25 protein-coding genes are annotated in these 26477 nt (G+C 57.1%); 15 read left to right on the top strand and 10 right to left on the bottom strand.

Annotated features, from left to right (window positions below; all coding sequences use genetic code 11):
* Positions 1-14 precede the first annotated feature (14 nt).
* The 3 genes from znuA (at position 15) to lpxM (ending at position 3400) form a co-directional block, all read left to right on the top strand.
* Positions 15-959: a zinc ABC transporter substrate-binding protein ZnuA gene (gene znuA, locus MT962_RS09600; RefSeq protein WP_024559037.1), complete on the top strand. Its 945-nt coding sequence runs from the start codon at positions 15-17 to the stop codon at positions 957-959.
* 15 nt (positions 960-974) lie between these two features.
* Positions 975-2303, top strand: a complete 1329-nt coding sequence (gene mepM / locus MT962_RS09595; RefSeq protein WP_024559036.1) for a murein DD-endopeptidase MepM — start codon at positions 975-977, stop codon at positions 2301-2303.
* Between the two features lie 125 nt (positions 2304-2428).
* Positions 2429-3400 (top strand): lauroyl-Kdo(2)-lipid IV(A) myristoyltransferase, encoded by a 972-nt coding sequence (lpxM, locus tag MT962_RS09590; protein ID WP_247365475.1) that lies wholly within the window; start codon positions 2429-2431, stop codon positions 3398-3400.
* A 57-nt stretch (positions 3401-3457) separates the two neighbouring features.
* On the opposite strand, the gene pyk is transcribed toward lpxM, so the two are convergent.
* The gene (gene pyk / locus MT962_RS09585) at positions 3458-4900 is read right to left on the bottom strand and encodes a pyruvate kinase (protein WP_024559034.1); all 1443 of its coding nucleotides are present in this window, start codon (positions 4898-4900) and stop codon (positions 3458-3460) included.
* A 115-nt stretch (positions 4901-5015) separates the two neighbouring features.
* Positions 5016-5891: a MurR/RpiR family transcriptional regulator gene (locus MT962_RS09580; protein WP_024559033.1), complete on the bottom strand. Its 876-nt coding sequence runs from the start codon at positions 5889-5891 to the stop codon at positions 5016-5018.
* 356 nt (positions 5892-6247) lie between these two features.
* On the opposite strand from MT962_RS09580, the gene zwf reads away from it, so the two are divergent.
* The 3 genes from zwf (at position 6248) to MT962_RS09565 (ending at position 10461) form a co-directional block, all read left to right on the top strand.
* The gene (gene zwf / locus MT962_RS09575; RefSeq protein WP_024559032.1) at positions 6248-7723 is read left to right on the top strand and encodes a glucose-6-phosphate dehydrogenase; all 1476 of its coding nucleotides are present in this window, start codon (positions 6248-6250) and stop codon (positions 7721-7723) included.
* 225 nt (positions 7724-7948) lie between these two features.
* Entirely contained in the window at positions 7949-9760 is a 1812-nt protein-coding gene (gene edd, locus MT962_RS09570; protein WP_247365474.1) for a phosphogluconate dehydratase, read from the top strand.
* Between the two features lie 62 nt (positions 9761-9822).
* Positions 9823-10461 carry a bifunctional 4-hydroxy-2-oxoglutarate aldolase/2-dehydro-3-deoxy-phosphogluconate aldolase gene (locus MT962_RS09565; protein ID WP_024559030.1) on the top strand — a complete coding sequence of 213 codons (639 nt, stop codon included), beginning with the start codon at positions 9823-9825 and terminating at the stop codon, positions 10459-10461.
* Positions 10462-10508: 47 nt separating this feature from the next.
* Here MT962_RS09565 and purT read toward each other — a convergent pair whose 3' ends face one another.
* Positions 10509-11687, bottom strand: coding sequence for a formate-dependent phosphoribosylglycinamide formyltransferase (gene purT / locus MT962_RS09560; RefSeq protein WP_024559029.1), 1179 nt, complete (start codon positions 11685-11687; stop codon positions 10509-10511).
* 131 nt (positions 11688-11818) lie between these two features.
* On the opposite strand from purT, the gene MT962_RS09555 reads away from it, so the two are divergent.
* The 4 genes from MT962_RS09555 (at position 11819) to ptrB (ending at position 15642) form a co-directional block, all read left to right on the top strand.
* Positions 11819-12142, top strand: a complete 324-nt coding sequence (locus MT962_RS09555) for a YebG family protein (RefSeq protein ID WP_024559028.1) — start codon at positions 11819-11821, stop codon at positions 12140-12142.
* Positions 12143-12365: 223 nt separating this feature from the next.
* Positions 12366-12713, top strand: a complete 348-nt coding sequence (gene yebF, locus MT962_RS09550; RefSeq protein WP_281732658.1) for a protein YebF — start codon at positions 12366-12368, stop codon at positions 12711-12713.
* 119 nt (positions 12714-12832) lie between these two features.
* The gene (locus MT962_RS09545) at positions 12833-13498 is read left to right on the top strand and encodes a tellurite resistance TerB family protein (RefSeq protein WP_024555763.1); all 666 of its coding nucleotides are present in this window, start codon (positions 12833-12835) and stop codon (positions 13496-13498) included.
* An 86-nt stretch (positions 13499-13584) separates the two neighbouring features.
* On the top strand, positions 13585-15642 hold the full coding sequence (gene ptrB / locus MT962_RS09540; protein WP_247365473.1) for an oligopeptidase B: 2058 nt from the start codon (positions 13585-13587) through the stop codon (positions 15640-15642).
* On the opposite strand, the gene exoX is transcribed toward ptrB, so the two are convergent.
* Positions 15639-16301 carry an exodeoxyribonuclease X gene (gene exoX, locus MT962_RS09535; protein ID WP_024555761.1) on the bottom strand — a complete coding sequence of 221 codons (663 nt, stop codon included), beginning with the start codon at positions 16299-16301 and terminating at the stop codon, positions 15639-15641. The two genes, ptrB and exoX, sit on opposite strands and share 4 nt — an antisense overlap.
* Positions 16302-16435: 134 nt before the next feature.
* Positions 16436-16666 carry a DNA polymerase III subunit theta gene (locus MT962_RS09530; RefSeq protein WP_024555760.1) on the bottom strand — a complete coding sequence of 77 codons (231 nt, stop codon included), beginning with the start codon at positions 16664-16666 and terminating at the stop codon, positions 16436-16438.
* Positions 16667-16814: 148 nt separating this feature from the next.
* Here MT962_RS09530 and yobA point away from each other — a divergent pair, with 148 nt between their 5' ends.
* From yobA to MT962_RS09505, 5 genes are all read left to right on the top strand, one after another.
* Positions 16815-17189: a CopC domain-containing protein YobA gene (gene yobA / locus MT962_RS09525; protein ID WP_024555759.1), complete on the top strand. Its 375-nt coding sequence runs from the start codon at positions 16815-16817 to the stop codon at positions 17187-17189.
* 5 nt (positions 17190-17194) lie between these two features.
* Positions 17195-18070 carry a copper homeostasis membrane protein CopD gene (gene copD, locus MT962_RS09520; RefSeq protein ID WP_247365472.1) on the top strand — a complete coding sequence of 292 codons (876 nt, stop codon included), beginning with the start codon at positions 17195-17197 and terminating at the stop codon, positions 18068-18070.
* A gap of 20 nt (positions 18071-18090) precedes the next feature.
* Positions 18091-18426, top strand: a complete 336-nt coding sequence (locus MT962_RS09515; RefSeq protein WP_024555757.1) for a YebY family protein — start codon at positions 18091-18093, stop codon at positions 18424-18426.
* 714 nt (positions 18427-19140) lie between these two features.
* Positions 19141-19587 (top strand): peptidoglycan-binding protein LysM, encoded by a 447-nt coding sequence (gene lysM / locus MT962_RS09510; RefSeq protein WP_024555756.1) that lies wholly within the window; start codon positions 19141-19143, stop codon positions 19585-19587.
* 192 nt (positions 19588-19779) lie between these two features.
* On the top strand, positions 19780-20424 hold the full coding sequence (locus tag MT962_RS09505; protein ID WP_024560716.1) for a metallophosphoesterase: 645 nt from the start codon (positions 19780-19782) through the stop codon (positions 20422-20424).
* Here the strand turns inward: MT962_RS09505 and MT962_RS09500 are convergent, their stop codons facing one another.
* The 5 genes from MT962_RS09500 to yebS form a co-directional block, all read right to left on the bottom strand.
* Complete coding sequence (locus MT962_RS09500; protein ID WP_024555754.1) at positions 20425-20616, bottom strand: YebW family protein; 192 nt, start codon at positions 20614-20616, stop codon at positions 20425-20427.
* A 105-nt stretch (positions 20617-20721) separates the two neighbouring features.
* Positions 20722-20961, bottom strand: a complete 240-nt coding sequence (locus tag MT962_RS09495; RefSeq protein ID WP_024553311.1) for a YebV family protein — start codon at positions 20959-20961, stop codon at positions 20722-20724.
* Positions 20962-21064: 103 nt separating this feature from the next.
* Positions 21065-22513 carry a 16S rRNA (cytosine(1407)-C(5))-methyltransferase RsmF gene (rsmF, locus tag MT962_RS09490; RefSeq protein WP_247365471.1) on the bottom strand — a complete coding sequence of 483 codons (1449 nt, stop codon included), beginning with the start codon at positions 22511-22513 and terminating at the stop codon, positions 21065-21067.
* Positions 22514-22588: 75 nt separating this feature from the next.
* Complete coding sequence (locus MT962_RS09485; protein WP_024555752.1) at positions 22589-25222, bottom strand: PqiB family protein; 2634 nt, start codon at positions 25220-25222, stop codon at positions 22589-22591.
* The gene (gene yebS, locus MT962_RS09480) at positions 25191-26474 is read right to left on the bottom strand and encodes a membrane integrity lipid transport subunit YebS (RefSeq protein ID WP_247365470.1); all 1284 of its coding nucleotides are present in this window, start codon (positions 26472-26474) and stop codon (positions 25191-25193) included. Before yebS ends, MT962_RS09485 begins: the two co-directional genes overlap by 32 nt.
* Positions 26475-26477: the final 3 nt, after the last annotated feature.

Here is a 26477-nt window from a genome sequence, read left to right as displayed (position 1 = left end):
CGATAAGACGCATTATGTTACATAAAAATACGCTTCTTTTCGCTGCTGTTTCAGCAGCTTTATGGGCTGGCGCCACCGTACCTTCACAAGCCGCTGTGGTCGCTTCGCTTAAGCCGTTAGGCTTCATTGCCGCCGCCATCGCCGACGGTGTGACTCCCACGGAAGTATTACTGCCTGATGGCGCCTCTGAGCATGATTACGCATTGCGTCCATCTGATGTAAAACGCTTGCAGAATGCGGACTTAGTCGTCTGGGTTGGCCCGGAGATGGAAGCGTTCATGCAAAAGACCGTCGGCACGCTGCCCCCTCAAAAACAGCTCGCGCTGGCTGAGCTTGAAAGCGTAAAACCGCTGCTAATGAAAGGCAGCGAAGAGGACGAGCATGAGCACGGCGATGACCACCATGATGATGAAAAAGGTGACGGTCATCACCACCATGGCGACTATAACCTGCATATCTGGCTGTCACCCGAAATAGCTAAATCCTCGGCGGTTGCAATCCATAAAAAATTAGTGGAACTTATGCCGCAAAGTCGAGCCAAACTGGACGCGAACCTGCAGAACTTCGAAGCGGAACTTGACCGCACGGACAAGCAGGTGTCCACCGTGCTGACGCCACTGAAAGGTAAAGGTTATTTCGTTTTTCATGATGCTTACGGCTACTTTGAAAAACACTACGGATTGACATCACTGGGTCACTTCACCGTTAACCCCGAAATCCAGCCTGGCGCTCAGCGTTTACATGAAATCAGAACACAGTTGGTTGAGCAAAAAGCGACCTGCGTTTTTGCTGAGCCACAGTTCAGGCCAGCGGTCATTGAAGCCGTTGCCAGGGGCACGAAAGTTCGAATGGGAACTTTAGATCCACTGGGAACAGACATCAAAGTAGGGAAGAACGGCTATATGCAGTTTCTGACCGAGCTATCGAACCAGTATGCGAGCTGCCTGAAAGGAGATTAACGAGGAAGTGAATTTGTGCAACAGATAGCCCGTTCTGTCGCTCTGGCATTTAACAATCTACCCCGGCCTCATCGCGTCATGCTGGGGTCGCTTACAGTACTGACGCTTGCGGTCGCCGTCTGGCGGCCGTATGTCTACCACCCCGAAGCAGCGCCTATCGTTAAGACCATTGAGCTTGAGAAGAATGAAGTGCGCTCTCTGCTGCCGGAAGCGAGCGAGCCGATAGACCAGGCTCCACCGGAAGAAGAAGACGAAGCCATTCCTCAGGATGAGCTTGATGATAAAACTTCGGGCGAAGCGGGCGTACATGAATATGTCGTTTCGACCGGCGACACCTTAAGCAGCGTGCTTAACCAGTACGGTATCGACATGGGCGAAATCAGCCAGCTCGCTACCGTCGACAAAGATCTGCGTAACCTGAAAATCGGTCAGCAAATTTCCTGGACCCTGACGCCGGAAGGCGAATTGCAGCGACTGACATGGGAAATGTCGCGCCGCGAAACCCGCACCTACGATCGTCAGGCAAACGGCGGCTTCAAAATGAGCAGCGAAATCGCGCAGGGTGACTGGGTAAATAGCGTGATGAAAGGCTCCGTTGACGGAAGCTTTGTGGCGAGCGCGAAAGAGGCGGGCCTGACCAGCGCCGAAATCAGCGCCGTCATCAAAGCGATGCAGTGGCAGATGGATTTGCGCAAGCTCAAAAAAGGCGACGAGTTCGCTGTGCTGATGTCCCATGAAATGCTGGACGGCAAGCGCGAGCAGAGCCAGTTGCTGGGCGTGCGCCTGCGCTCAGGCGGTAAAGACTATTACGCTATCCGGGCGGAAGACGGTAAATTCTACGACCGCAGCGGCTCCGGCCTTGCGAAAGGTTTCCTGCGCTTCCCGACGTCGCGTCAGTTCCGCGTCTCTTCGAACTTTAACCCGCGTCGCCTGAATCCGGTAACGGGCCGCGTTGCGCCGCACAAAGGGGTGGATTTCGCTATGCCGCAGGGCACGCCGGTGCTGGCGGTGGGCGACGGAGAAGTGGTAATGGCGAAACGCAGCGGTGCTGCGGGCTACTATGTGGCTATCCGTCACGGACGCACTTACACCACGCGTTACATGCACCTGAAAAAACTGCTGGTGAAACCGGGCCAGAAAGTGAAACGCGGCGATCGCATCGCGCTTTCCGGCAACACCGGGCGCTCCACTGGCCCGCACCTGCATTATGAAATCTGGATAAACCAGCAGGCGGTTAACCCGCTGACTGCGAAGCTGCCGCGTACCGAAGGGCTGACCGGCTCCGATCGTCGCGATTATCTGGCGCAGGCGAACGAGGTTATCCCGCAGCTGCGCTTTGATTAACGAATCCGCTGTTAACCAGCCGGCGTTCTGAACGCCGGCTTTTTCTTTTGTGTGGCGGCACTCACGCCGCTAAACTATTTCCTTATTTTCTCTTTTGATAAGTTGGCTCTGGCCCGAGAACAGGCATGGAAACAAAAAAAACGAACAGTGAATTTATCCCCACCTTCGAACGCGCTTTCTTACATCCCCGTTACTGGGGAAGCTGGCTGGGCATCGGGGCCTGCGCAGCGCTTGCGCTGACGCCTCCCTCATTTCGCGACCCGCTTCTCAGTAAAATCGGGCGGCTGGCCGGCAAGTTTGGCAAAAGCGCCCGCCGTCGCGCGCGTATCAATCTGTTCTATTGCTTCCCTGAGCTCTCCGAAGCGCAGCGTGAAACCATTATCGATAATATGTTCGCCACCGCGCCGCAATCGATAGTGCTTATGGCGGAGCTTGCCTTACGCGGGCCGGAAAAGGTGCTCGATCGCGTTGACTGGCACGGAGAGGCGATTATCAACGAGATGCTTGAAAGCAAAGAGAGCGTCATCCTGCTGGTGCCGCATGGCTGGGGCGTCGATATCCCGGCAATGCTGCTGGCCTCACGCGGCGTGCACGTTGCGGCGATGTTCCACCATCAGGGCAACAGGCTGCTTGATTATGTCTGGAACAAAGTGCGTCTGCGCTTTGGCGGCCGCCTGCACCCGCGTCAGGACGGCATTAAGCCGTTTATTAAGTCCGTGCGGGATGGCTTCTGGGGCTACTATCTGCCGGATGAAGATCACGGGCCGGAGCAGAGCGAATTTGTTGATTTCTTCGCGACCTATAAAGCCACGCTGCCCGCGGTGGGCAGGCTGATGAAAGTATGCCGCGCCCGCGTTATTCCGCTTTTCCCGGTTTATAACGGCAAAACGCACCGTCTGGATGTGCTTGTTCGCCCGCCCATGGACGACTTGCTCAATGCGGATGACGTCACGCTGGCGCGCCGCATGAACGAAGAAGTGGAGCATTTTGTCGGCCCGCATCCTGAGCAGTACGCCTGGATCCTGAAGCTGCTGAAAACGCGCAAAGAAGGGGAGAAAGAGCCTTACCGCCGTAAGGATCTCTACCCTAAAAAATAAAACCGCTCGACGGGAGCGGCTTTCTGAACCAGATAAAAGGGGCTAAAGCCCCTTTTTTTATTCTACGGTCAGAATACGGGTGGTGTTGGTGGTGCCGATAGTTCCCATGACGTCGCCCTGGGTCACAATCACCAGATCGCCTGTAACCAGGTAGCCTTTATCGCGCAGCAGGTTCACGGCATCCTGAGCGGCGACGACGCCGTCGTTAGGGCTATCGAAATAGACTGGCGTAACGCCGCGATAGAGCGCCGTCAGGTTCAGGGTATGCTCATGACGGGAGAGGGCGAAAATCGGCAGGCCAGAGCTGATACGCGAGGTCATCAGCGGCGTGCGGCCCGATTCGGTCATGGTGATGATAGCGGTGACACCTTTCAGGTGGTTGGCCGCATACATCGCCGACATGGCAATCGCCTCTTCAACGTTATCGAATTGCACATCCAGACGGTGTTTGGAAACGTTGATGCTCGGGATCTTTTCCGCGCCCAGACAAACGCGCGCCATGGCGGCAACGGTTTCCGCCGGGTACTGTCCGGCCGCGGTTTCTGCTGAAAGCATCACGGCGTCGGTGCCATCCAGCACGGCGTTCGCCACGTCCATGACTTCCGCACGGGTCGGCATCGGGTTGGTTATCATCGACTCCATCATCTGGGTCGCGGTAATGACGGCACGATTCAGCTTACGGGCGCGACGAATCAGCGTTTTCTGGATGCCCACCAGCTCCGGATCGCCGATTTCAACGCCCAGGTCGCCGCGGGCGACCATCACCACGTCAGAGGCGAGAATAATGTCGTCCATCGCTTCTTCGTTGCATACCGCTTCGGCGCGTTCAACTTTCGCCACGATTTTCGCATTGCAACCTGCGTCGCGCGCCAGACGGCGGGCATAGTTAAGGTCTTCGCCGCAGCGCGGGAAGGAGACGGCCAGATAGTCAACGTCAATGGCGGCGGCGGTGATGATATCCGCCTTGTCTTTCTCGGTCAGGGCTTCGGCAGAGAGACCGCCGCCCAGCTTGTTGATGCCTTTGTTATTGGAAAGCGGGCCGCCGACGGTCACTTCCGTGAAGACTTTCATGCCCTGAACTTCCAGCACCTTAAGCTGCACGCGCCCATCATCAAGCAGCAGAATATCGCCCGGCACGACATCCGCCGGCAGGCCTTTATAGTCGATACCGACTTTTTCTTTATCGCCTTCGCCTTTGCCGAGGTTAGCGTCAAGCAGGAACTTGTCGCCGATATTGAGGAAAACTTTGCCTTCTTTGAAGGTAGATACGCGAATTTTTGGACCCTGCAAATCGCCGAGAATGGCGACGTGGCGGCCCAGTTTCGCCGCGATTTCACGGACTTTATCCGCACGCAATTTATGATCTTCTGGCGTGCCGTGAGAAAAATTCATGCGCACTACGTTGGCGCCCGCAGCGATAATTTTCTCCAGATTATTATCGCGGTCGGTTGCCGGGCCTAACGTGGTAACGATTTTGGTTCTGCGAAGCCTTCTGGACATGTAGTACTCCGTTGACTGAAACGTTTTGGTGTTGCGTGAACAAAATTCAGCGGATCGGATGCTCCCCTGGAGCAAGGACCTTAACCGAATGGGTGAATGTGTGACAACTTTGTTATCAATTTGATTGCTGTTGGTCGGAAATTAAAAGCTCTTTATCAAAACGCGATTCCTTCAGCGCTTCTTTGACACGCTTCAAGTTATCCCGGAATTTCGCGCCGCGACGCAGGGTAAAACCGGTCGCCAGCACATCAATAACCGTTAATTGCGCAAGCCTTGAAACCATCGGCATATAAATATCGGTATCTTCCGGCACATCCAGCAGCAGGGCCAGGCTTGCTTCCCGCGCCAGTGGGCTACCCTGAGAGGTAAGGGCCAGCACCATGGCGTCGTTTTCCCGCGCAAGACGCGCCAGCTCGACCAGGCTTTTGGTTCGTCCGGTGTGAGAAATCAGCACCACGACATCATCGGCGCTGCAATTCATACAGCTCATCCGCTGCAGGACGATGTCATCGGAGTAGATAACCGGAACATTGAAGCGAAAAAATTTGTTCATGGCATCATGCGCTACCGCCGCTGAAGAGCCCAGCCCGAAAAAAGCGATTTTTTTCGCCTGAGTGAGCAGGTCGACCGCGCGGTTCACGGCGTTCATATCAAGCGACTGGCGCACATGGTCGAGGCTCGCCATGGCGGACTCAAAAATCTTGCCGGTATAGGCCTCTACGCTGTCATCTTCATCGACATTGCGATTAACATAGGGCGTACCGTTGGCGAGGCTTTGCGCCAGCTGGAGTTTAAAATCGGGGAAGCCTTTGGTATCAAGGCTGCGGCAGAAACGGTTCACCGTGGGTTCGCTGACGCTTGCCACGCTTGCAAGGCGAGCGATACTGGAGTGGATAGCCCGTGAGGGGGATTCCAGGATAACCTCGGCGACTTTGCGTTCAGATTTGCTCAGATTTTCCAGTTGAGACTGGATCTTTTCCAGCATATTCATCGCTAGTATGGGACTCATGGAAAGGGCGAAAACACGAAAAGGTGTCTTCGCGATGCATTTTAGCCAGAATATACTCCTGCAGGATAAGCAGGGGGTAATTTCCACCCGATAATGTTGTTGTTTTTTTTCAGAACTTGATCGCGGTCTGATTTTGGCGGGCGGCGAAAAGCGTGAAAAATCATCAGTGAAGGGTTACGGTGGCGCTTTATTTATCACTGTGTGCCTTCACCGATCGTTTCTTACGAAGAGTGCTACGGTAAAGAGTTCCGTGAAAGCCGTAAAAGCAGTACAGTGCAATGTAAGAAAATTACAAATAAACCTGGCAGACCAGGTTATCCGAAACGAAGGAGAATGACATGGCGGTAACGCAAACAGCCCAGGCCTGTGACCTGGTCATTTTCGGCGCGAAAGGCGACCTCGCACGCCGAAAACTGCTGCCCTCCCTGTACCAGCTGGAAAAAGCCGGGCAAATCCATCCCGAAACCCGCATTCTCGGCGTCGGCCGCGCCGACTGGGATAAAGAAGCCTATACCAACGTCGTACGCGAAGCGCTCGAGACCTTCATGAAAGAGAAAATCGATGAAGGCCTGTGGGACAAGCTGAGCGGTCGTCTCGATTTCTGCAATCTGGATGTGAACGACACCGGCGCGTTCGCTCGCCTCGGTAAAATGCTCGACCAGAAAAACCGCGTCACCATTAACTATTTCGCCATGCCGCCAAGCACCTTCGGCGCTATCTGCAAGGGTCTTGGCGAAGCGAAGCTCAACGCCAAGCCCGCGCGCGTGGTGATGGAGAAGCCGCTCGGTACCTCACTCGATACCTCCCGTGAAATCAACGACCAGGTGGGCGAGTACTTTGAAGAATGCCAGGTTTACCGTATCGACCACTATCTTGGCAAAGAGACCGTGCTGAACCTGCTGGCGCTGCGCTTTGCCAACTCGCTGTTCGTCAATAACTGGGATAACCGCACCATCGACCACGTGGAGATAACCGTGGCGGAAGAGGTGGGCATTGAAGGCCGCTGGGGTTACTTCGACCAGGCGGGCCAGATGCGCGATATGATCCAAAACCACCTGCTGCAAATTCTCTGCATGATAGCCATGTCGCCGCCGTCGGACCTCACCGCCGACAGTATTCGCGACGAAAAAGTGAAAGTGCTGCGCTCCCTGCGCCGTATCGACCGCTCTAACGTGCGCGAGAAAACCGTGCGCGGCCAGTACACCGCTGGTTTTGCCCAAGGCAAAAAAGTGCCAGGCTACCTGGAAGAAGAGGGCGCCAACAAAACCAGCAACACGGAAACCTTCGTGGCTATCCGGGTGGATATCGATAACTGGCGTTGGGCGGGCGTGCCGTTCTATCTGCGTACCGGTAAGCGTTTGCCGACCAAGTGTTCTGAGGTCGTCGTTTATTTCAAAACCCCGGAACTTAATTTGTTCAAAGATTCCTGGCAGGATCTGCCGCAGAACAAGCTCACCATTCGTCTGCAGCCGGATGAAGGGGTGGATATCCAGGTGCTGAACAAAGTGCCGGGCCTTGATCACAAGCACAACCTGCAAACCACCAAGCTTGATCTGAGCTATTCGGAAACCTTCAACCAGACGCACCTGGCCGACGCTTACGAGCGCCTGCTGCTGGAAACCATGCGCGGCATTCAGGCGCTGTTTGTGCGCCGTGATGAAGTGGAAGAGGCATGGAAGTGGGTCGACTCCATCACTGAAGCCTGGGCTGCGGATAACGATGCGCCGAAGCCTTACCAGGCTGGCACCTGGGGGCCGGTGGCTTCTGTTGCGATGATCACCCGCGACGGCCGCTCCTGGAACGAGTTCGAATAACGCTGAATACGCCGCCTGTTGCCAACTTTACCGGTAACATGATCTGGCGCAGCAGAGTGTGAAATTTTCTCTGATAAAGCCCTGCCTGGATTCACCGGCAGGGCTTTTTTCATTACACTGGCTGAAGCGATTTTGCCCCTGTGGTCGCTTGCCTGTTGCCTTAGTTGTGCGTTGTATTACCTGAAGTGGCATCACGCCAGCGACAGCGAACCAAGAGGAAATTTTATGCACCCAGTAATGTTACGCGTAACAAAACGCATTGCCGAGCGCTCGCGCGCCAGCCGTGAAGCCTACCTTGCAAGAATCAACGACGCTGCCAGCACGACGGTACACCGCTCCCAACTGGCCTGCGGCAACCTGGCGCACGGTTTTGCGGCCTGCCAGCCGGAAGATAAAGCCGCGTTAAAAAGCATGCTGCGTAACAATATCGCCATCATCACGTCCTACAACGACATGCTCTCAGCGCACCAGCCATATGAGAGTTATCCGGCGCAAATCCGCAAGGCGCTGCACGCCGTTGGCGCGGTGGGGCAGGTGGCGGGCGGCGTGCCGGCGATGTGCGATGGCGTAACCCAGGGTCAGGACGGCATGGAGCTTTCGCTCTTAAGCCGTGAAGTCATCGCCATGTCCGCCGCCGTCGGGCTTTCCCATAACATGTTCGATGGGGCGCTCTATCTTGGCGTGTGCGACAAAATCGTGCCGGGGCTGGTGATGGCGGCGTTATCGTTTGGCCATCTCCCGGCGGTGTTTGTTCCCTCAGGCCCGATGGCGAGCGGCCTGCCCAACAAAGAAAAGGTCCGCATTCGCCAGCTTTACGCCGAAGGCAAAGTTGACCGTATGGCGCTGCTTGAATCGGAAGCGGCTTCTTACCATGCGCCGGGCACCTGCACTTTTTACGGCACCGCCAACACTAACCAGATGGTGGTGGAGTTCATGGGCATGCAGTTGCCCGGTTCCTCTTTCGTACATCCTGACGCGCCGCTGCGCGAAGCGCTGACCGCCGCCGCTGCCCGTCAGGTGACGCGCCTGACCACTAACGGCAACGAAGGGCTGCCGCTCGGCAAAATGATTGATGAAAAAGTGGTGGTGAACGGCATCGTCGCGCTGCTGGCGACCGGCGGCTCCACTAACCACACCATGCACCTGGTGGCGATGGCGCGCGCAGCGGGCATTATTATCAACTGGGACGATTTTTCTGAGCTTTCCGACGTGGTGCCGCTGCTGGCGCGCCTCTACCCGAACGGCCCGGCGGACATCAACCACTTCCAGGCGGCGGGCGGCGTCCCGGTGCTGATGCGCGAGCTGCTGAAAGGCGGCCTGCTGCATGAAGATGTGCATACCGTGGCGGGGTTCGGCCTGAGCCGCTATACGCGTGAGCCATGGCTTAACAACGGCGAGCTGGACTGGCGCGACGGCGCAAGTGCGAGCCTCGACAGCGATATTATCGCCCCCATTGAAAAACCTTTCTCTCACCATGGCGGCACCAAAGTGCTGAGCGGCAACCTCGGACGCGCGGTGATGAAAACGTCCGCCGTTCCGCAGGAAAACCAGGTTGTTGAAGCACCGGCCGTGGTGTTCGAAAGCCAGCATGATGTGGTGCCTGCGTTTGAAGCGGGCCTGCTGGATCGCGACTGCGTGGTGGTCGTGCGGCATCAGGGGCCGAAAGCCAACGGCATGCCAGAATTACATAAACTTATGCCGCCACTTGGTGTATTATTGGACCGCCGTTTCAAAATCGCACTGGTCACGGATGGTCGCCTCTCCGGCGCTTCCGGCAAGGTTCCTTCCGCCATCCACGTTACGCCTGAAGCCTGGGATGGCGGGCTGCTGGCGAAAGTGCGCGACGGCGATCTGATCCGCGTAAACGGACAAACCGGCGAACTGCAACTGCTGGTGGACGATGAAGAGCTGGCGCGTCGCGAATCTTACCATCCCGATCTCAGCGCCCAGCGCGTGGGAATGGGGCGTGAGCTGTTTGGCGCGCTGCGTGAAAAACTGTCCGGCGCGGAGCAGGGGGCAACCTGCATCGCTTTTTAACACCGGGTGCGCGGCAGACCGCACCACACCGAATTTAATTAAATGGCGTGAGAGATCCACTGATGAAAAACTGGAAGACAAGTGCTGAACAGATCCTGAAGTCCGGTCCGGTTGTGCCGGTAATTGTGATCAACAAGCTGGAACATGCTGTGCCGATGGCGAAAGCGTTGGTTGCAGGCGGCGTACGTGTGCTGGAAGTCACCCTGCGCACCGAATGTGCGCTGGAAGCTATCCGCGTTATCGCTAAAGAAGTGCCAGAAGCAATCATCGGCGCAGGCACCGTGCTGAACGCAGAGCAGCTTAACGCGGTAACTGAAGCGGGTGCGCAGTTCGCCATCAGCCCCGGCCTTACCGAGCCGCTGCTGAAAGCCGCCACCGAAGGCACTATTCCACTGATCCCGGGTATCAGCACCGTTTCTGAGTTAATGCTGGGCATGGACTACGGTCTGAAAGAGTTCAAATTCTTCCCGGCGGAAGCCAATGGCGGCACCAAAGCGCTGCAGGCTATCGCAGGCCCGTTCTCTCAGGTGCGTTTCTGCCCGACCGGCGGCATCTCCCCGGCTAACTACCGCGACTACCTGGCGCTGAAAAGCGTACTGTGCATCGGCGGCTCCTGGCTGGTGCCAGCCGACGCGATGGAAGCGGGCGACTGGGATCGCATTACTAAACTGGCTCGCGAAGCGGTTGAAGGCGCCAACTAATCCTTTGCCCGGCAGTAAGGAAAAAGCCCCGTCGAGCGGGGCTTTTTTTATGCCTTGACGTGGATGGCGGCGGCGGCCGCTTTGGCGCGAGTAATGGCGTCGTCAACCGTTTCGCCAGTGGCTAACGCGACGCCCAGGCGGCGCGTGCCGTTAATTTCCGGCTTGCCGAACAGGCGCAGCTGTAGTCCGGCGCCCAGTGCGGCGTCAACATTGTCATACTGCACATTTTCACTCACCAGTTCAGGCAGGATAACCGCCGAGGCGCTCGGGCCATACTGGCGAATGCCGCCGACCGGCAAACCGAGGAAGGCGCGTACGTGCAGCGCAAATTCCGATAAATCCTGCGAAATCAGCGTTACCATGCCGGTATCATGCGGGCGAGGGGAGACTTCGCTGAAAACGACGTCGTCGCCGCAAACAAACAGCTCCACGCCGAACAGGCCATGGCCGCCCAGCGCCAGCACCACGTCACGCGCTATTTCCTGCGCGCGCGCCAGCGCGGCTTCGCTCATCTGCTGCGGCTGCCAGGACTCGCGGTAGTCGCCCTCTTCCTGACGATGGCCTACCGGCGAGCAGAAATGCACGCCGTCGACCGCGCTCACGGTCAGGAGCGTAATTTCGAAGTCAAATTCCACAACGCCTTCAACAATCACCCGTCCCGCGCCTGCGCGGCCGCCCTGCTGGGCATATTGCCAGGCTTTTTCAAGCTGCTCCGGCCCGCGAATAAAGCTCTGGCCTTTGCCGGATGAGCTCATCACCGGTTTAACGATGCAGGGAAAACCGATTTCTTCAACGGCGGCCTGAAAAGCGGCTTCGCTGTCGGCGAAACGGTAGCTGGAAGTAGGAAGCTTAAGCTCTTCGGCGGCGAGACGACGGATGCCTTCGCGGTTCATGGTCAGTTTCGTGGCGCGCGCGCAGGGCACCACGCGCTGACCCTGCTGTTCAAGCTCGATCAGCATATCCGTCGCGATGGCTTCGATCTCCGGCACGATATAGTCCGGCATCTCTTTCGCCACCAGCGCTTTGAGCGCCGCCGCGTCCAGCATATTGATGACATGGCTGCGGTGCGCAACATGCATGGCTGGCGCATCGGCGTAGCGGTCTACCGCAATCACCTCAATCCCAAGCCGCTGGCATTCAATAGCCACTTCTTTGCCCAGTTCGCCCGCCCCAAGCAGCATGACGCGCGTCGCTGCCGGACGCAGCGCGGTTCCTAATAGAGCCATAGTAGTTTTCTCGCTATGCAGGAAATTGGCCGGAGTATAAACGAAAACGATTGCGCTTGCAGTAACAGGCATTTGCATGCCGCAGATGAATGCGTTATACTGTATAAATACACAGTGATGAGGGTTCAGAAATGGCGGTAGAAATTAAATACGTCGTAATCCGTGAGGGTGTGGAAAAAATGTCATTTGCCAGTAAAAAGGAAGCGGATGCCTGGGACAAAATGCTCGATCTCGCCGAGGCACTGGAAGGCTGGCTGCAGCATGCGCCGATAACCCTGGAAGAGGGGCAGACCGAGCAGCTCGCGCTGTGGATGGCGGAAAACAAAGACAGCCTGGGCGCTATCGTGCGTACCGGTCGTCTGCCGCAGGAAAATGGTGAGTCAGCGCCGGCTGAAAGCGATGAAAACGGCGCGGTGGCATTAAGCGCGGCGCGTAAGCGCACCAAAGCCGCCTGATATCCGCATGAGGCGTAGCGCGCTTCGGCGCGCTGGCCTGATGAGGCATTCTCTGCTTTTACCTCTCTATATCTTGTCTCTCTCTTCTCCGTTCTCCTGTCGCCCTGCGCTTTTCTGGCGCCACCCTGTAATTAATAAGGCTATTTCTCAAAGCCGCCTCCAAACCCTTGCGCTCCGTTGGTTTTATACCAGGCTTTCTCTGTACCAACAGTGGAGGGTAACAATGATGAAAAAGAGGAATCTTTTAGCCTATGCTTTGCTCCTTGGCAGCGCCTGCGCCGCCCATGCCGATGACCCGCGCGAGGTGTCGTTCCCTAAATGCGAGGGGGCGAATGCGCAAACCCTCGCCGCCAGCGTGAAGCGCGATTACCTGCAAAACCGCATCGTGCGCTGGGCGGATGATCAGAAGACGCTGGGCCAGGCGGACCCGGTGGCCTGGATTAACAGCAAGGAGATAACCGGCAAGGATGACAAGTGGAGAGTGCCGCTGACGGTACGCGGTAAAAACAGAGATATTCACTATACCGTCACCGTCGACTGCAAAGCGGGCAAAGCCCACTACCAGCTTTAATTGCGTGGCAGGGGCAGCCGCTCCTGCCCGATTATTTTCCCTCTCTTTGCCCTTCCAGACATTTCTTGACGCCTGCTCGCTTACGCTTTCGGGATACCCCCCAACAGCAGAGGACAGTCATGACCAACTGGATGAATCAACTTCAGTCAATGCTTGGCGCTATCAGCAGCGGCAATAAAACCCAGAGCGGCGAAAGCGGCCTTGGCAAACTGCTCACTCCCGGCGCGCTGGGCGGCCTGGCGGGGCTGCTGGTGGCAAGCAAGTCTTCCCGCAAGCTGCTTTCGAAATACGGCACCGGCGCGCTGATGGTGGGCGGCGGCGCGGTGGCGGGCACGGTGCTGTGGAACAAGTACAAAGACAAAATTCGCGCAGCGCATCAGGACGAGCCCGATTACGGCAAGCCTGTCGCCTCGCTCGATCGCCGGGCGGAACGACTGATTACGGCGCTGGTGTTCGCCGCCAAAAGCGACGGGCATATTGATGACCAGGAGCGAGCCGCCATTGAACGGCAGCTTCGCGAAGCAGGCGTTGAAAGCGAGGGCAGGGCAGTGGTGCAGCAGGCTATCGATCAGCCGCTTGATCCGGCGCGTCTGGCGCAGGATATTCGCGATGAAGAGGAAGCTCTGGAAATCTGGTACCTGAGCTGCGCGGTAATCGATGTCGATCACTTCATGGAGCGCAGCTATCTCAATGCCTTAGGCGACGCCCTGAAAATCCCGCAGGAGGTGCGTGAAGAGATAGAAAACGACATCCGCGAGCAGAAAAAAGCGCTGCCGCCATCGTAAAGAAGTCTTAATCTTAGGCATGTTTCGCTTGCAACACGCTGGGGTTTTGCCACGCTTACAGTGTGTTAACCGAAAAGAACAACGACATGCCACCTCAAGCTAAAAAAATACCACACGCCATAACGCAGCATGGCGATACGCGAATCGATAACTATTACTGGCTGCGTGACGACACCCGAGCCGACCCTGACGTGCTGGATTATCTGCACGCAGAGAACGATTACGGGCGCAGCGTAATGGTGACGCAGGAGGCGCTGCAGGAGCGGTTGCTCGGTGAAATGGTCAACCGCATCCCGCAGCGCGACGTTTCAGCGCCCTACGTCAAAAATGGTTATCGCTACCGTCAGGTGTACGAAACAGGCTGCGAATACGCCATCCACCAGCGTCAGTCCGTGCTGCTCTCTGAATGGGATGAGTGGGAGACGCTGCTGGATGGCAATAAGCGCGCCGCCCACAGCGAGTTCTACACGCTTGGCGGGTTCGACATCACGCCGGACAACACCACCCTGGCGCTGGCGGAAGATTTTCTCTCCCGACGGCAATATGGGCTGCGATTTCGCAATCTGGAAACGGGCAACTGGTACCCCGAGGTGCTGGAGAACGTGACGCCAAGCTTCGTCTGGGCGAATGACTCCCGCACGCTGTACTACGTAAAAAAGCATGCCAAAACGCTGCTGCCCTATCAGGTCTGGCGGCACACGGTAGGGACGCCGGCAAGCGAAGACGAGATGATCTACGAGGAGAAAGATGAGACGTTTTATGTCAGCGTCCATAAAACCACCTCGCAACATTTCATTGAAATTTACCTGGCCAGCGCCACCACCACGGAAGTCCTGCTGGTGGACGCCGAGTTGCCGGATGCGCCGACGCTCTGCTTTCTGCCGCGCCGTAAGGATCACGAATACAGCATCGACCACTTCCAGCACACGTTTTATATTCGCTCAAACCGCGACGGCAAAAACTTCGGTCTTTACCGCAGCACGCTGCGCAACGAAAAGCGCTGGGAAGTGCTTATTCCGCCGCGCGAGCAGATCATGCTGGAGGGCTTTACGCTCTTTACCGACTGGTTGGTGGTGGAAGAACGCCAGCGCGGCCTGACCAGCCTGCGGCAAATAAACCGCAAAACGCGGGAAATTACCGGCATCGCTTTTGACGACCCGGCTTATGTCACCTGGCTTGCTTTCAACCCCGAGCCGCACACGTCGCGGCTGCGCTACGGCTATTCTTCAATGACCACGCCGGATACGCTCTTTGAGCTGGATATGGACACCGGCGAGCGCAGGGTATTAAAACAGACCGACGTTGCCGGTTTCGACGCCAGCAATTACCGCAGCGAACATATCTGGGTTACCGCGCGCGACGGCGAGGAAGTGCCCGTTTCGCTGGTTTATCACAAAAAGCATTTCCAGCGCGGGCGTAACCCGCTGCTGGTTTATGGCTACGGTTCCTACGGCACCAGTATTGACGCCGATTTCAGCGCCAGCCGTTTGAGCCTGCTCGATCGTGGCTTTGTTTACGCTATCGCCCACATCCGCGGCGGCGGCGAACTGGGTCAGCGCTGGTATGAAGAGGGTAAGTTCCTCAAGAAGAAAAACACCTTTAATGACTACCTTGATGTCTGCGATGCGCTGCTGGAGCATGGCTATGGCGACCCGCGCTACCTGTTCGGTATGGGAGGCAGCGCAGGCGGCATGCTGATGGGGGCGGTAATCAACGAAAGGCCGGCGCTGTTTAAAGGCGTTATCGCCCAGGTGCCTTTCGTCGACGTGGTCACCACCATGCTGGATGAATCTATCCCGCTGACGACCGGTGAGTTTGAAGAGTGGGGGAATCCGAAAGAGGAAACGTACTACCACTATATGAAAAGCTACAGCCCCTATGACCAGATCAAAGCGCAAAGCTACCCGCACCTGCTGGTGACTACCGGGCTGCACGACTCCCAGGTGCAATACTGGGAGCCGGCGAAATGGGTGGCGAAGCTGCGTGAGCTGAAAACCGACGATAACCTGCTGCTGCTCTGCACCGATATGGATTCCGGCCACGGCGGGAAGTCGGGACGATTTAAATCCTACGAAGGGGTGGCGATGGAATACGCTTTCCTGGTCGCGCTGGCGCAGGGGACGTTGCCGGCCAAAGCCGGTTAATCCTTTTCAAGATAGTGCCTGAGCGTCATGCGCAGATCGGGGTTCATATCCTTGATGTTATTGAGCATCCAGCGCAGGTAGCCCGGGTCGCGCTCGGCAATGGCTTCAACTGGCTGACCGCGGTATTTGCCAAAAGGAAGCGAGGCGACCAGCGCGGGGCGACCGGTAATGTTCACCATCTCTTCCGGCGTCCAGCCGCTGACGTTCATTATCTCCAGCAGCAGCGCGGCGGTGATATAGCAGTCAAACAGCGCGCGGTGATGGTGCAGCCCGGCGGGCGTCTCGACGCTCAGCTTGCGCGATTTATACAGGCCCATGTTGCTGTAGCTGATGCCAGGCCACAGGCGGCGCGCCAGCTTAACGGTGCAGATCCATTCGCCGGGCATCTCCGGCAATACGCGCCTGTCGAAGCTGGCGTTATGCGCCACATACCATGGGCTGCCATGATAGCGGGGGATCACCTCTTCAATAACGGGCTTGTCCGCGACCATCGCCTCGGTGATTTTGTGAATGGCCATCGCCTGATGGCTGATGGGGCGGTCAGGGCAGACCAGGTCGCTCATCGGATTGACGATGCGGCCATCAATAATATCGACCGACGCCACTTCCACAACGCCGCCCTGTAAACCGCAGGTTTCGGTATCTATAACGCGCAGCATGGTCCTCTCCGCCGAAAAAACGTAGCGTAATGTAATGAGAACGCCCTGCCAACCCTCTGCTTTTCACAGAGCGACAGACAGGACGCTTAAAAATAAGACTCACAGTGTAAGCGCAGGAAAAAGGGCGCGCAGCCTTATTTCACTTTTGGCTCGTAAGGCAGGCGTGAAAGGTTGACCGAGGCGAGGCGATGAGCAATCAGCCGCTCGCGAAACCAGCCGCGCAGATGTTCAGGCTGCTCGCGCTCCACCGCTTCGGCGATAACCGGCATGTTATAGCGCTCTTTAAAGGCGACGCCTGCCGCCGCAAGGTCGACGTTCACTTTATCCATCTCTTCCTGGGGAAGCCTGGCAAGATTGTGCTTCATAACGAACTCCTCTCTGAACCGCGTGAAGGTACTGCGAGCCGCAGCAGATGACAAGTGCTTATGTAGCATTGCGTGCCCGCTTGCTCGACTTGACCAGATGGCAGGGTTATTCTTTGCGCCAGACACATAACTAAAAGGAATGAATCGCATGGCCTTTTCCGTTTCCCGCGCCGCCTGTCTCAGCACTTTTGTCATTGCGCTGTTTTCCGCGCCCGCCGTTTTCGCTCACGCCCATTTAAAGGCGCAGACGCCAGCGGCTAACTCAACGGTAGAGCGTGCGCCGCAGTCGCTGAGCCTGCGCTTTTCTGAAGGCGTTGAGCCTGCTTTTAGCGGCGTGAAAATCACCGGCCCGGCGGGTAAAGCGGTGAGCACCGGTAAGGTTGCCCGTGATGCCAACGATGACAAACTGTTGGTTGTGCCGCTAACGCAGACGCTCGCTGCGGGCGATTATCAGGTTGAGTGGCATGTGGTTTCCGTCGACAGCCATAAAACCAAAGGCCAGTACCGCTTTACGGTCAAATAATTCCCGTGCTGCCAACCGCTTTCGTCGCGTTGCGATTCATTCACTTCGCGGCGCTGATGCTCGCGCTGGGCGCAACGTTATGCGTCAGCCTGCTGGCGCCTGCTGCGCTGCGCCAGCCGCTGAAAAAGCGGCTCGTCTCGTTCTGGCGGGCAGCGTTGTTGTGTAATGCTGTCAGCGCGCTGTTGATGCTGGCCGTGCAGGCCGGGCTGATGGGCGATGGCCTGAAAGACAGCCTCGACCCGCAAGTCTGGCTCGCCGTACTGGCGACGCGCTTTGGCAATAACTGGCTCTGGCAGATGGTGCTGGCGGTGGTAACGCTTGCCGCGGCCTGGCTGAAGCCCAGGGGCGGCGCTGCGCTGCTGTCGCTGCTTGTTGCCGTTCAGCTGGCGCTGCTGGCAAGTGTCGGCCATGCCGCCATGCATGAAGGCATGGCCGGCGCGCTGCATCGTCTTAATCATGCTGTTCACCTGCTCTGCGCCGCCTGGTGGCTTGGCGGACTCTGGCCGCTGTTAGTCTGCATGCGTCTTGCCAGGCGCACGCGCTTGCGGGAGGCGGCTATCGTCGCCATGATGCGCTTTTCGCGCTATGGCCATCTTGCGGTGGCGGGCGTATTGCTGACCGGCGCGCTGAACGCCGCTTTTATTCTCGGCCTGCACTGGCCGATGCAAAGCGGTTATGTACGATTACTGATCGTGAAAATAGCGTTGGTGGCGATGATGGTGGCAATCGCGCTCTGGAACCGCTATGTTCTGGTGCCACGATTTCGCAACGGTCAGGGCGAGGCGCAGCAGCGCTTTGTGCAACTGACGCAACTGGAGATGGCGCTGGGAGCGCTGGTGCTGGCAGCCGTCAGCCTGTTCGCTACCTGGGAGCCTTTCTGAATCGCTTAGGTGAAACTTCGATGAAAAAAACGTTACTCGCGTTGCTGCTCCTTTCCTGTTCCGGAATGGCGCTGGCGACGCAAATTATTACGGTCAGCCGGTTTGAAATGGGCAAGGATAAATGGGCCTTCACCCGCGAAGAGGTCATGCTGACCTGCCGTCCGGGCAATGCGCTGTTCGCCATTAACCCCAGCACGCTGATGCAATATCCGCTAAATGACATTGCCGAGCGTCAGGTAAAAGAAGGGAAGACCAGCGGTCAGCCGATTACGATTATTCAGGCTGATGATCCGGCTAAACCGGGCGAGAAGATGAGTCTGGCGCCTTTTATCGAGCGCGCACAAAAGCTCTGCTAAGCCTTGTTCAGGCTGTATATATAAAAAAACCGCAACGGCCCTGAGGGCAGACGTTGCGGTTTTTTTATAATTAATCACGTTACGTGAGGTTTTTTTCAGGCTGCATTTGTCGCGGACTGGAAAACCTCACGCCGTAATCTATCCTTAAAGTGCAAGGCGACTTAGCCTGCATTAATGCCAACTTTTAGCGCACGGCTCTCTCCCAAGAGCCATTTCCCTGGACCGAATACAGGAATCGTATTCGGTCTTTTTTTATCCGCCTTTTAAGCAAGGCGATGCGAATCATTCCCTGGTCCCGGCGGTTTAGCGCACGACTCTCCGCGTTTTCCCCGTTCGCTTTGTTAAAGCAATCTAAACGTTTTTGCGCTCGCCTCCAACTACTTTTCCGCCTTTTTACGCTTTTATTGACGGCTTCAGGAAGCGAGAGAGCGCCGCACGCGAGGGCGGGGCAGGCCCGTGCGCAAGGCAAGCCCCGCCGGAACAAACCGTGCTATCGAAAGCCAACCGTTATTTTCATCAATCATTAACGCGCCTTTCCGACTATTTTTTGGGCCGTTGCCAGCCGCTTCGTTTATAACGGAGCGGCTGCTGAGCATTTGTGTGCAATATAAGCCAACCGGTAACGAGGTGTGTCCGAATATAACAAAGCGGCGCGTTGCCGATCTATTTTCTGCTACGCTTTAGGAGAACTCACTGGATATAAGAGAGGTAAAAATGGGTCTTTTTAATTTTGTGAAAGAGGCGGGTGAAAAGCTTTGGGATACGGTATCCGGCAATCATGACAAGGAAGAGCAGGCGAAAAAAGTGCAGGATCACTTAGCCAAAACCGGCATTCCGGACGCGGATAAGGTCAACGTGCAGGTCGCCGATGGCAAGGCCACCGTGACCGGTGACGGACTGAGCCAGGAAGCGAAAGAGAAGATCCTTGTCGCGGTCGGCAATATCGCCGGTATTGCCAGCGTGGACGATCAGGTTAAAGCCGCCACGCCCACGAAAGAAAGCCAGTTTTATACGGTGAAATCGGGCGATACGCTGAGCGCTATTTCGAAGCAGGTTTACGGCGATGCGAATCAGTACAATAAGATTTTTGAAGCTAATAAACCGATGCTGACCAGCCCGGATAAAATTTATCCAGGCCAGGTGCTGCGCATTCCTGAATAACCCATCGCATTCACCGTTTTATTAAAATGCCCCGGCACTACTCTCGCCGGGGTCACTCTTTTTTATTAACGCAGCCATTTTCAGCGCAGGCTTTATTTCCCGATAACGCGGGCTGTTTTATTCCCCGGACGTGCCATCAATCCTTTTCCACAATATCGTGCAGCTATACTTGCATGACGTCATGGAGGTTATATGTATCAGCGTATTGATGGTTCGCAATGGCGGCATGTGTTTATCGTGGGCGACCTGCACGGTTGTCTGAATGCTTTCGCCGCGGCGCTGCGCGCGCACCATTTCGATCCCTGGCAGGATATGGTTATCTCGGTAGGCGATTTGATTGATCGCGGGCCGGATAGCCCTGGCTGTCTTAGGCTGCTCAACCGCCCCTGGTTTTTTGCCGTACGCGGCAACCATGAGGAGATGGCGCTTGATGCGCTGCGGGAGGGGGACCGGCAGTTATGGTGGCTAAACGGCGGCGCGTGGTTTGCGAAACTTTCCGAAACGGCTCAGGCCAACGTAAAGCCGCTGTTGCTGAGCTGCGAGAAACTGCCGCTGATTATTGAACTGCATGCGAACGGGCAGACCATCGTCATAGCCCATGCCGATTATCCCAGCGCGCAGTATCGCTGGCAGCAGCCCGTGGATGAACATCAGGTGGTGTGGAGCCGCGACCGTCTTAACCGTCATATGCGCGGGCAGGGTGGGAGCATCGCCGGCGCGGATGCGTTCTATTTCGGCCATACGCCGCTGAAAACGCCGCTCGACTTCGCGAATCAGCACTATATCGATACGGGCGCGGTGTTTGGCAACCGGCTGACGCTGGTGCAGGTGCAATAATTAAAAGTCGCTATACTCTTGCGCCGGGCGCCAGAATCCGTCGATAAAATCCTCAACCGGATAGCAGCCGCCGTGACGCAGCCGCTGTTCGTCCATCGCCTGCAGGCACTGCTGTTCAGTATTAAAAACGTCAATGACGATATCGTCACATCCCCCGTCGAGATAACAAATAAACAGAACCAAAGCGAACATAGCGTCCTCAAATCAACAGCCTGGCTATTAAGTGTAGGGGAAGCGGGAGAGGGCGGGGAAAATGTCGGATTAAATAACCCGTCTGGGCGACGGGTTCTTTTGGAATCAGGCAAGACGCATGATCCAGGCATCGGCTTGTTGGTCGTAATGTACGCGGTAGAGTACGGAGTGTTCGCCATTGAGCAGGGCGGGAATGCTGGTTTCGGCGTCCCACGCATCAAGCTGCATGCAGAGATCCGGGTCAGATTTACACGGAATGCTTAACGTTCGATCGCCTTGCTGCTCGCCGTGCAGTTCGGCATCGTCAATCTCGAAAGTGCCGATTTTTACACTGGTTTTTGTCATAACGCTCTCCCTTGGGCTGTTTGCAGGTGGTATGACCAGTAAAGGCCTCCCTTTTCAGGGTAGACCTTTGTGCAAAAAGTGCCAAATTAAAGGCGTCGATTTTTTAGACGAATCCGTTCAGCTCGCTGAATAATACGCCGTCGCGCACCAGTTCGCGCGGGTAACTGTTTTTCAGGCGGGAGCCTACGCGTTTGGCGAGTCCCAACGGCTGCGCCTGAAACGTCACGATGACTTCATCCGCCGAAGGCGGGTTCGCAGGCCAGATATCGCGGCCGCGATACCATTCGCCCGCTTCTTCTAAGCTAAGCTCAAAAGCCAGTTTATTGCCAGTTCCGGCGAGCGCCACTACCGCCTCGTGCTGCCAGCGAAAACCTTTATTAAAGCGTTCGGCCAGGCGCAGACCGATGCGGGAAAAACGGACCTGGCCGATAAGCGGTTCAATATCCGCCGGGAAAAGCCAGACCTCTTTATCGCGCTGCCAGAGCTGGAGCGTCTCGTCCCACTCGAGCCCCACGCCCGCCGCGGCGTTTGCCACTTCACGCGCTTCGCGCCCCTTAAGCGGGCTAAAGGGGAACGTCCCTACCTTATATTTCGGCTTCGGCAGTGCGTCGACCGATGCGGTTTTACGCAGGCGCGCGACAAAGAAGCCTTCGCAGTCGTAAACCTGCGGGAAAACATGCAAAAAACCTTCCGGCGTCAACGCTTTTCCCGCTTCGGGGAAAAGTCCATCCAGCGGCACAATTTCTACCGCCTGCGGATAGCGGGAGAGCAGCCACAGGCAGACCGCCTGGTTCTCCTCCCGGTTCAGGGTGCAGGTTGAATAGACCAGCGTGCCGCCGGGACGCAGCGCGTGAAACGCGCTGTCGATAAGCTCGCGCTGGGTAGCGGCGATTTCATGGTTGCTTTCGACCGACCAGTTGCGCAGCGCATCCGGGTCTTTTCGCACCACCCCTTCACCGGAGCAGGGCGCATCCAGCAGGATGGCGTCGAAAGCTTCCGGCAGCGCCGCGCCGAAGACGCGGCCGTCGAAATGGGTGAGCGCCACATTCGCAACGCCGCAGCGGCTAAGGTTGGCGTGCAGCACTTTTACGCGGCTGGCCGAGTATTCATTGGCCAGAATCGCCCCTTCGTTTTGCATTCGGGCCGCAATCTGCGTGGTCTTCGAGCCGGGCGCGGCCGCTACGTCCATGACGCGCTGCGGCGCGTTGCCGTCCGCGAAAAGCGCGGCGACAGGCAACATCGAACTCGCTTCCTGAATATAAAACAGCCCGCTCAGATGCTCCGCCGTGCTGCCAAGCGGCAGCGACGTTTCGTCACGATCTATCCAGAAGCCCTCTTCACACCAGGGAACCGGCGTGAGCTGCCAGCCATAAGGCGCGACCCGTTGAAGAAAGTCGCTAACGCTAATTTTTAAGGTATTGATGCGGATGCTGCGGCGCAGCGGGCGCTGACAGGCGGCGATAAAATCGTCGAGCGACAGCGCTTCAGGCATCGCTTCGCGGATAACAGAAAGAAAAGCCTCAGGCAGATAAGCGGAAGCGGATTGCGCCACAGTTCACCCCGTATACAGGAAAAGAGGGCGCGAAGTGTAGCACAATCGCCCCGGCGTGACACCGGGGCGAGAGGGTTAGCGGGGCAGCGCGGTGCCCCATTGACGCCACTCTTTCGGCTCGCTCTCTTCCAGCAGGAAGTGCTTACCGGATTGCGCTTTAGGCGCAAGCGGCGTGCCCGGCGGCGTGGCGAAAGCGATGCCGCCGCGGATGAACTGATTGAAGGTGCCGGTTTTCACCACGCCCCCCGTCAGGCCGAAGTCGAGGCTGTAGCCGGAAGCGAGCCAGAACACGGAGTTCTCGCGCACCAGATGCTGGTAACGCTTGCTGATACGCATTGAAACCATCACGCGATCCGAAAGGCTGCCCAGTGCAAGCCCGGTCACCGTGCCCACCTCCATGCCGCGGAACAGCACCGGCGTGCCGATATTCAGCGAGCCTGCTTCCGGCGCTTCCACCACAATGCTCAGGCCGTCAAGGTAGCGCGAATCGGTAATGGTGGTCTCCTGCAGCTCAAAGTCGCGCAGCGCCTTGCCGCGTCCCGGCTCGACGTTGATATACGGCTGCAGAATGGTGTCGAGATGCTCAACGCCTGCGGCGGAAATCTGCGGCGTCACCACGGAAAAACGGGTGCCAGCGCGGGCGAAGGTTTTTACATACTCCGGATAAAGCACGGCGGTGGCCTGCACTTCGCTGCGCTCGGTAATCAAATCCAGCGACTCAATCTGACCGATATTAATGCCGAGATAGCGAATCGGCATGCCTGCGGCGAGCTTGCCTGCATCAAAGGCGTGCAGCGTAATTTGGCTGCCCACCGCGCGCGCGGCGGTTTCCGAAGGATAGAGGATACGCTTGTCGTTTTTAGACATGCCCGCTCCCGCGCCGCTCAGGTTATCGAAACTGATAGCCCCTTTCAGCGCACGGGAGAGCGGCGAAGCCTGCACGGTCAGGCCGCTGCCGTTAAGCTGCACTTTCGCGCCTCCTTCGGCCCAGAACACACTGTTCTGCGTCAGCAGATTTTTATATTCGGGCTTGATGTGAACTTCGATGTCAAACGCGTTGGCGCGCGGGCGAACGGTAATAACTTCGCCCACTTCAAACTTCCGATAGAGCACCACAGAACCCGCCTGCACATCCGGGAGGCTGTCGGCGGTTAAGGTAAGCGTGGTCGTGGGCAGGTCGCTCAGGCTATTTTCCACCGCTTTTTCCAGATTGGCGAAAAGCGGATACGTTTCTTTCATTTCGCCTTTGCTGCCCGGCAGCACGCGAATGCCGCCGTTAATCCACTCGGCTGCGCTGGCGCCGAGGAACTCCACGCCATCAAGGCCGACTTTTACATCCACGCGGCTGTTGACCACGAATTTGCTGTCGCCTTTCACCAGGTCGCGATACTGTGGGTCGATAGCCGCGGAGAAGCTCACGCCCTTTGCGGAAAGCGAGCGCTCCAGCACCTGGCCTATCTGGATGCCGTGCAAAATGAGCGGCTGGCCGGCGTCGATGCCGTAGCTTTCCGGCGCGGTCAGCGTGAGGGTCAACACGTTCGGCTGCTGCAATGGCGTTTTGTCGGCGGGCAGCACGACAAAATGGTTGCGCGGCTTGCCTTCGCCCGGCACCAGTTCGAACGTGCTGCCGGTCAGCAGGGTGCTGACGTTTGGATTGTTAAGCGAGAGTTTGGGGCTCTTGAGTTCAATGCGCGTGCCGTCGCGCAGCAGGTTAACCACGCTTGGGTCGACGGTCATTTCCCCGGTCACCGCGCCGCCCGGGTTAAGGTTGAGTTTGGTGAGCGTACCTACCTCAAGCCCCTGATACATCAGCGGCGTGCTGTCTGCCTTAAGCCCTGCGCCACTCGGTAAATCAAGCCGGACGATAACGCCGCGCTGGCTGTGCGCGAGGTCTTCATACAGACCGAACTCATCGTTCTGCTCGGCGCGGGCGGAATCGGGCGGCGAGTCAAACGCGATAGCGCCGTTGACCAGCGCCGCCAGGCTCTCAAGCTGCACCTGCGCGCCGCTTAAGCCGACATCGGCCTTCACGCCTGAAACGTTCCAGAAGCGGCTGCCTTTTTTCACAAGGTTGGTGAAGCGCCGCTCGATAAGCACATCAATGGTGACGCCCTGCTTATTGGTGTTAATAGCATAGTCATAGACGCGGCCGACCGGAATTTTACGGTAGTAAACCAGCGAGCCGCTGTTCAGCGAACCGAGATCGGGCGCCTGCAGGTGAATCATCAGCTCGCCGTTGTTCAGCCGGTATTTGGGTTGCGTATCAAGCGCAGTGAAGTGATCCTGCGGTTCGCCTTTGCCAGGCATCATGCCGATATAGTTACCGCCCACCAGCGCATCGAGCCCGGAAATCCCGGCAAGCGACGCTTTAGGCGTAACCAGCCAGAACTGGGTTTGATCGCGCAGCGCGTCTTTCATGTCGTTTTTGATGCTGACGGTAACTTCAATTTTATTAAGATCGTCGCTTAAACGAATATCCTGCACCGTGCCGACCTCTACCCCCTGATAACGCACGGGAGTGCGGCCGGCGACGATGCCGTCGGCCGACATAAAATCAATAGTGACGGTGGTGCCGCGCTCTTCATAAGTAGTCCAGATAAGCCAGCCTGCGATCAGAAGCGCAATAACCGGCAGCAACCAGAACGGCGAAATACGGCGTTTTGTTTTAATTCGCGCTTCAGTCTGTGAAGCGGGCATTTCCTGACTCATGTGCGTCCCAAAGTAAGCGGCTGTCCAGCCATTCAACTGCAAGAATAGTCAAAATCACCGCTGCGCCGAAATAAAACGCAGCGGGTCCCATCGTAAACGCCAGCAGCTGGTCACGATTCACCAGCGACATGGTGATTGAAATAACAAACAGATCCAGCATCGACCAGCGACCAATCCAGGTCACAAGACGCAGCAGAAGTATGCGGGTCCTCAGGCCCTGCTGGCATTTAAAATGGATGCTGACAAGCAGCGTCAGCAACACGATAACTTTTGTAAACGGCACCAGAATACTGGCGATAAACACCACGCCCGCGACGGCGATATTGCTGTCCGCGAGCGAAATAATGCCCGACATAATGGTGTCTTCCTGCCGTCCGCCGTTAATGTAAATCACTGAGATTGGCAGCAGATTGGCAGGCAATAACAGCACCAGCGCGGCGATAAGCGCAGCCCAGCTTTTTTGAATGCTGTGCCGACGACGCGCGCGCAGGGGGATATGGCAGCGCGGGCAACGGCCTCGCCGGTCCGGCACGCCGGTGTAATGACAGCCCAGGCAGACGCGGATATTTTCCTGCAGGCGAGTGGTGGGCCGCTGGGGATAAAAACGCTCCCAGAGTTGCTCGACGTTGAGATGAATTATCGTCATCACGCTTAAGATAACCAGCGCCACGAAGGCGAGCAGACCGATGCTGGGTTCAAGCCAGGCGTAATCGCGCACCTTGATTGAGGCGACGCCTATCCCCACCAGATAAATATCCAGCATCACCCACTCTTTGAGCCTGTCGAGCATCAGCAACACCGGGCGCAAATTCATGCCGAGAATATTACCGAACCAGAGCCAGGCGATAGAGGCGACAAGGGTCGCGGGCGCGCCTACGGCGCAGAACAGCACCATCGCCGCGGTGAGCGTATCGCCCTGGCGCGCCATCTGCCAGATGCCTTGCATCAGGTTAGCGTCGATGCGCGTGCCGAGCAGATAGAGGCGCAGCAGCGGCTCGCCCCAGGCGAACGGCATCAGCATCAGCATGGTGGTAGCCATCGCCGCCAGGCGAGTCAGCGACCAGTCGCGTCCGTCACGGATCTTCGCGTCGCAGCGCGGACAGTGCGCCGTCTGACGGGATGACACTACCGGCAACAAAAAAAGCATGTCGCATTGCGGGCAACGTTGATAGTGTTCGTAAGGCAACGGTTCGCCGATGGCGTGAACCTTTAATTTTTTGCGAGCTGGCGCCGCGGTAGATTTAAGAGCCATCCA

It is taken from the genome of Franconibacter sp. IITDAS19, assembly GCF_023079515.1.
Lineage (GTDB): Bacteria > Pseudomonadota > Gammaproteobacteria > Enterobacterales > Enterobacteriaceae > Franconibacter > Franconibacter pulveris.
The sequence above is the reverse complement of the archived record's forward strand: the minus strand, read 5'-3'. Positions and strand labels throughout refer to the sequence as shown.

Coding starts and splice junctions, on each gene's coding strand:
- znuA (WP_024559037.1), top strand. CDS start 15: ATGTTACATAAAAATACGCTTCTTTTCGCTGCTGTTTCAGCAGCTTTA.
- lpxM (WP_247365475.1), top strand. CDS start 2,429: ATGGAAACAAAAAAAACGAACAGTGAATTTATCCCCACCTTCGAACGC.
- pyk (WP_024559034.1), bottom strand. CDS start 4,900: ATGTCCAGAAGGCTTCGCAGAACCAAAATCGTTACCACGTTAGGCCCG.
- MT962_RS09580 (WP_024559033.1), bottom strand. CDS start 5,891: ATGAATATGCTGGAAAAGATCCAGTCTCAACTGGAAAATCTGAGCAAA.
- zwf (WP_024559032.1), top strand. CDS start 6,248: ATGGCGGTAACGCAAACAGCCCAGGCCTGTGACCTGGTCATTTTCGGC.
- edd (WP_247365474.1), top strand. CDS start 7,949: ATGCACCCAGTAATGTTACGCGTAACAAAACGCATTGCCGAGCGCTCG.
- MT962_RS09565 (WP_024559030.1), top strand. CDS start 9,823: ATGAAAAACTGGAAGACAAGTGCTGAACAGATCCTGAAGTCCGGTCCG.
- purT (WP_024559029.1), bottom strand. CDS start 11,687: ATGGCTCTATTAGGAACCGCGCTGCGTCCGGCAGCGACGCGCGTCATG.
- MT962_RS09555 (WP_024559028.1), top strand. CDS start 11,819: ATGGCGGTAGAAATTAAATACGTCGTAATCCGTGAGGGTGTGGAAAAA.
- yebF (WP_281732658.1), top strand. CDS start 12,366: ATGATGAAAAAGAGGAATCTTTTAGCCTATGCTTTGCTCCTTGGCAGC.
- MT962_RS09545 (WP_024555763.1), top strand. CDS start 12,833: ATGACCAACTGGATGAATCAACTTCAGTCAATGCTTGGCGCTATCAGC.
- ptrB (WP_247365473.1), top strand. CDS start 13,585: ATGCCACCTCAAGCTAAAAAAATACCACACGCCATAACGCAGCATGGC.
- exoX (WP_024555761.1), bottom strand. CDS start 16,301: ATGCTGCGCGTTATAGATACCGAAACCTGCGGTTTACAGGGCGGCGTT.
- MT962_RS09530 (WP_024555760.1), bottom strand. CDS start 16,666: ATGAAGCACAATCTTGCCAGGCTTCCCCAGGAAGAGATGGATAAAGTG.
- yobA (WP_024555759.1), top strand. CDS start 16,815: ATGGCCTTTTCCGTTTCCCGCGCCGCCTGTCTCAGCACTTTTGTCATT.
- MT962_RS09515 (WP_024555757.1), top strand. CDS start 18,091: ATGAAAAAAACGTTACTCGCGTTGCTGCTCCTTTCCTGTTCCGGAATG.
- lysM (WP_024555756.1), top strand. CDS start 19,141: ATGGGTCTTTTTAATTTTGTGAAAGAGGCGGGTGAAAAGCTTTGGGAT.
- MT962_RS09505 (WP_024560716.1), top strand. CDS start 19,780: ATGTATCAGCGTATTGATGGTTCGCAATGGCGGCATGTGTTTATCGTG.
- MT962_RS09500 (WP_024555754.1), bottom strand. CDS start 20,616: ATGTTCGCTTTGGTTCTGTTTATTTGTTATCTCGACGGGGGATGTGAC.
- MT962_RS09495 (WP_024553311.1), bottom strand. CDS start 20,961: ATGACAAAAACCAGTGTAAAAATCGGCACTTTCGAGATTGACGATGCC.
- MT962_RS09485 (WP_024555752.1), bottom strand. CDS start 25,222: ATGAGTCAGGAAATGCCCGCTTCACAGACTGAAGCGCGAATTAAAACA.
- yebS (WP_247365470.1), bottom strand. CDS start 26,474: ATGGCTCTTAAATCTACCGCGGCGCCAGCTCGCAAAAAATTAAAGGTT.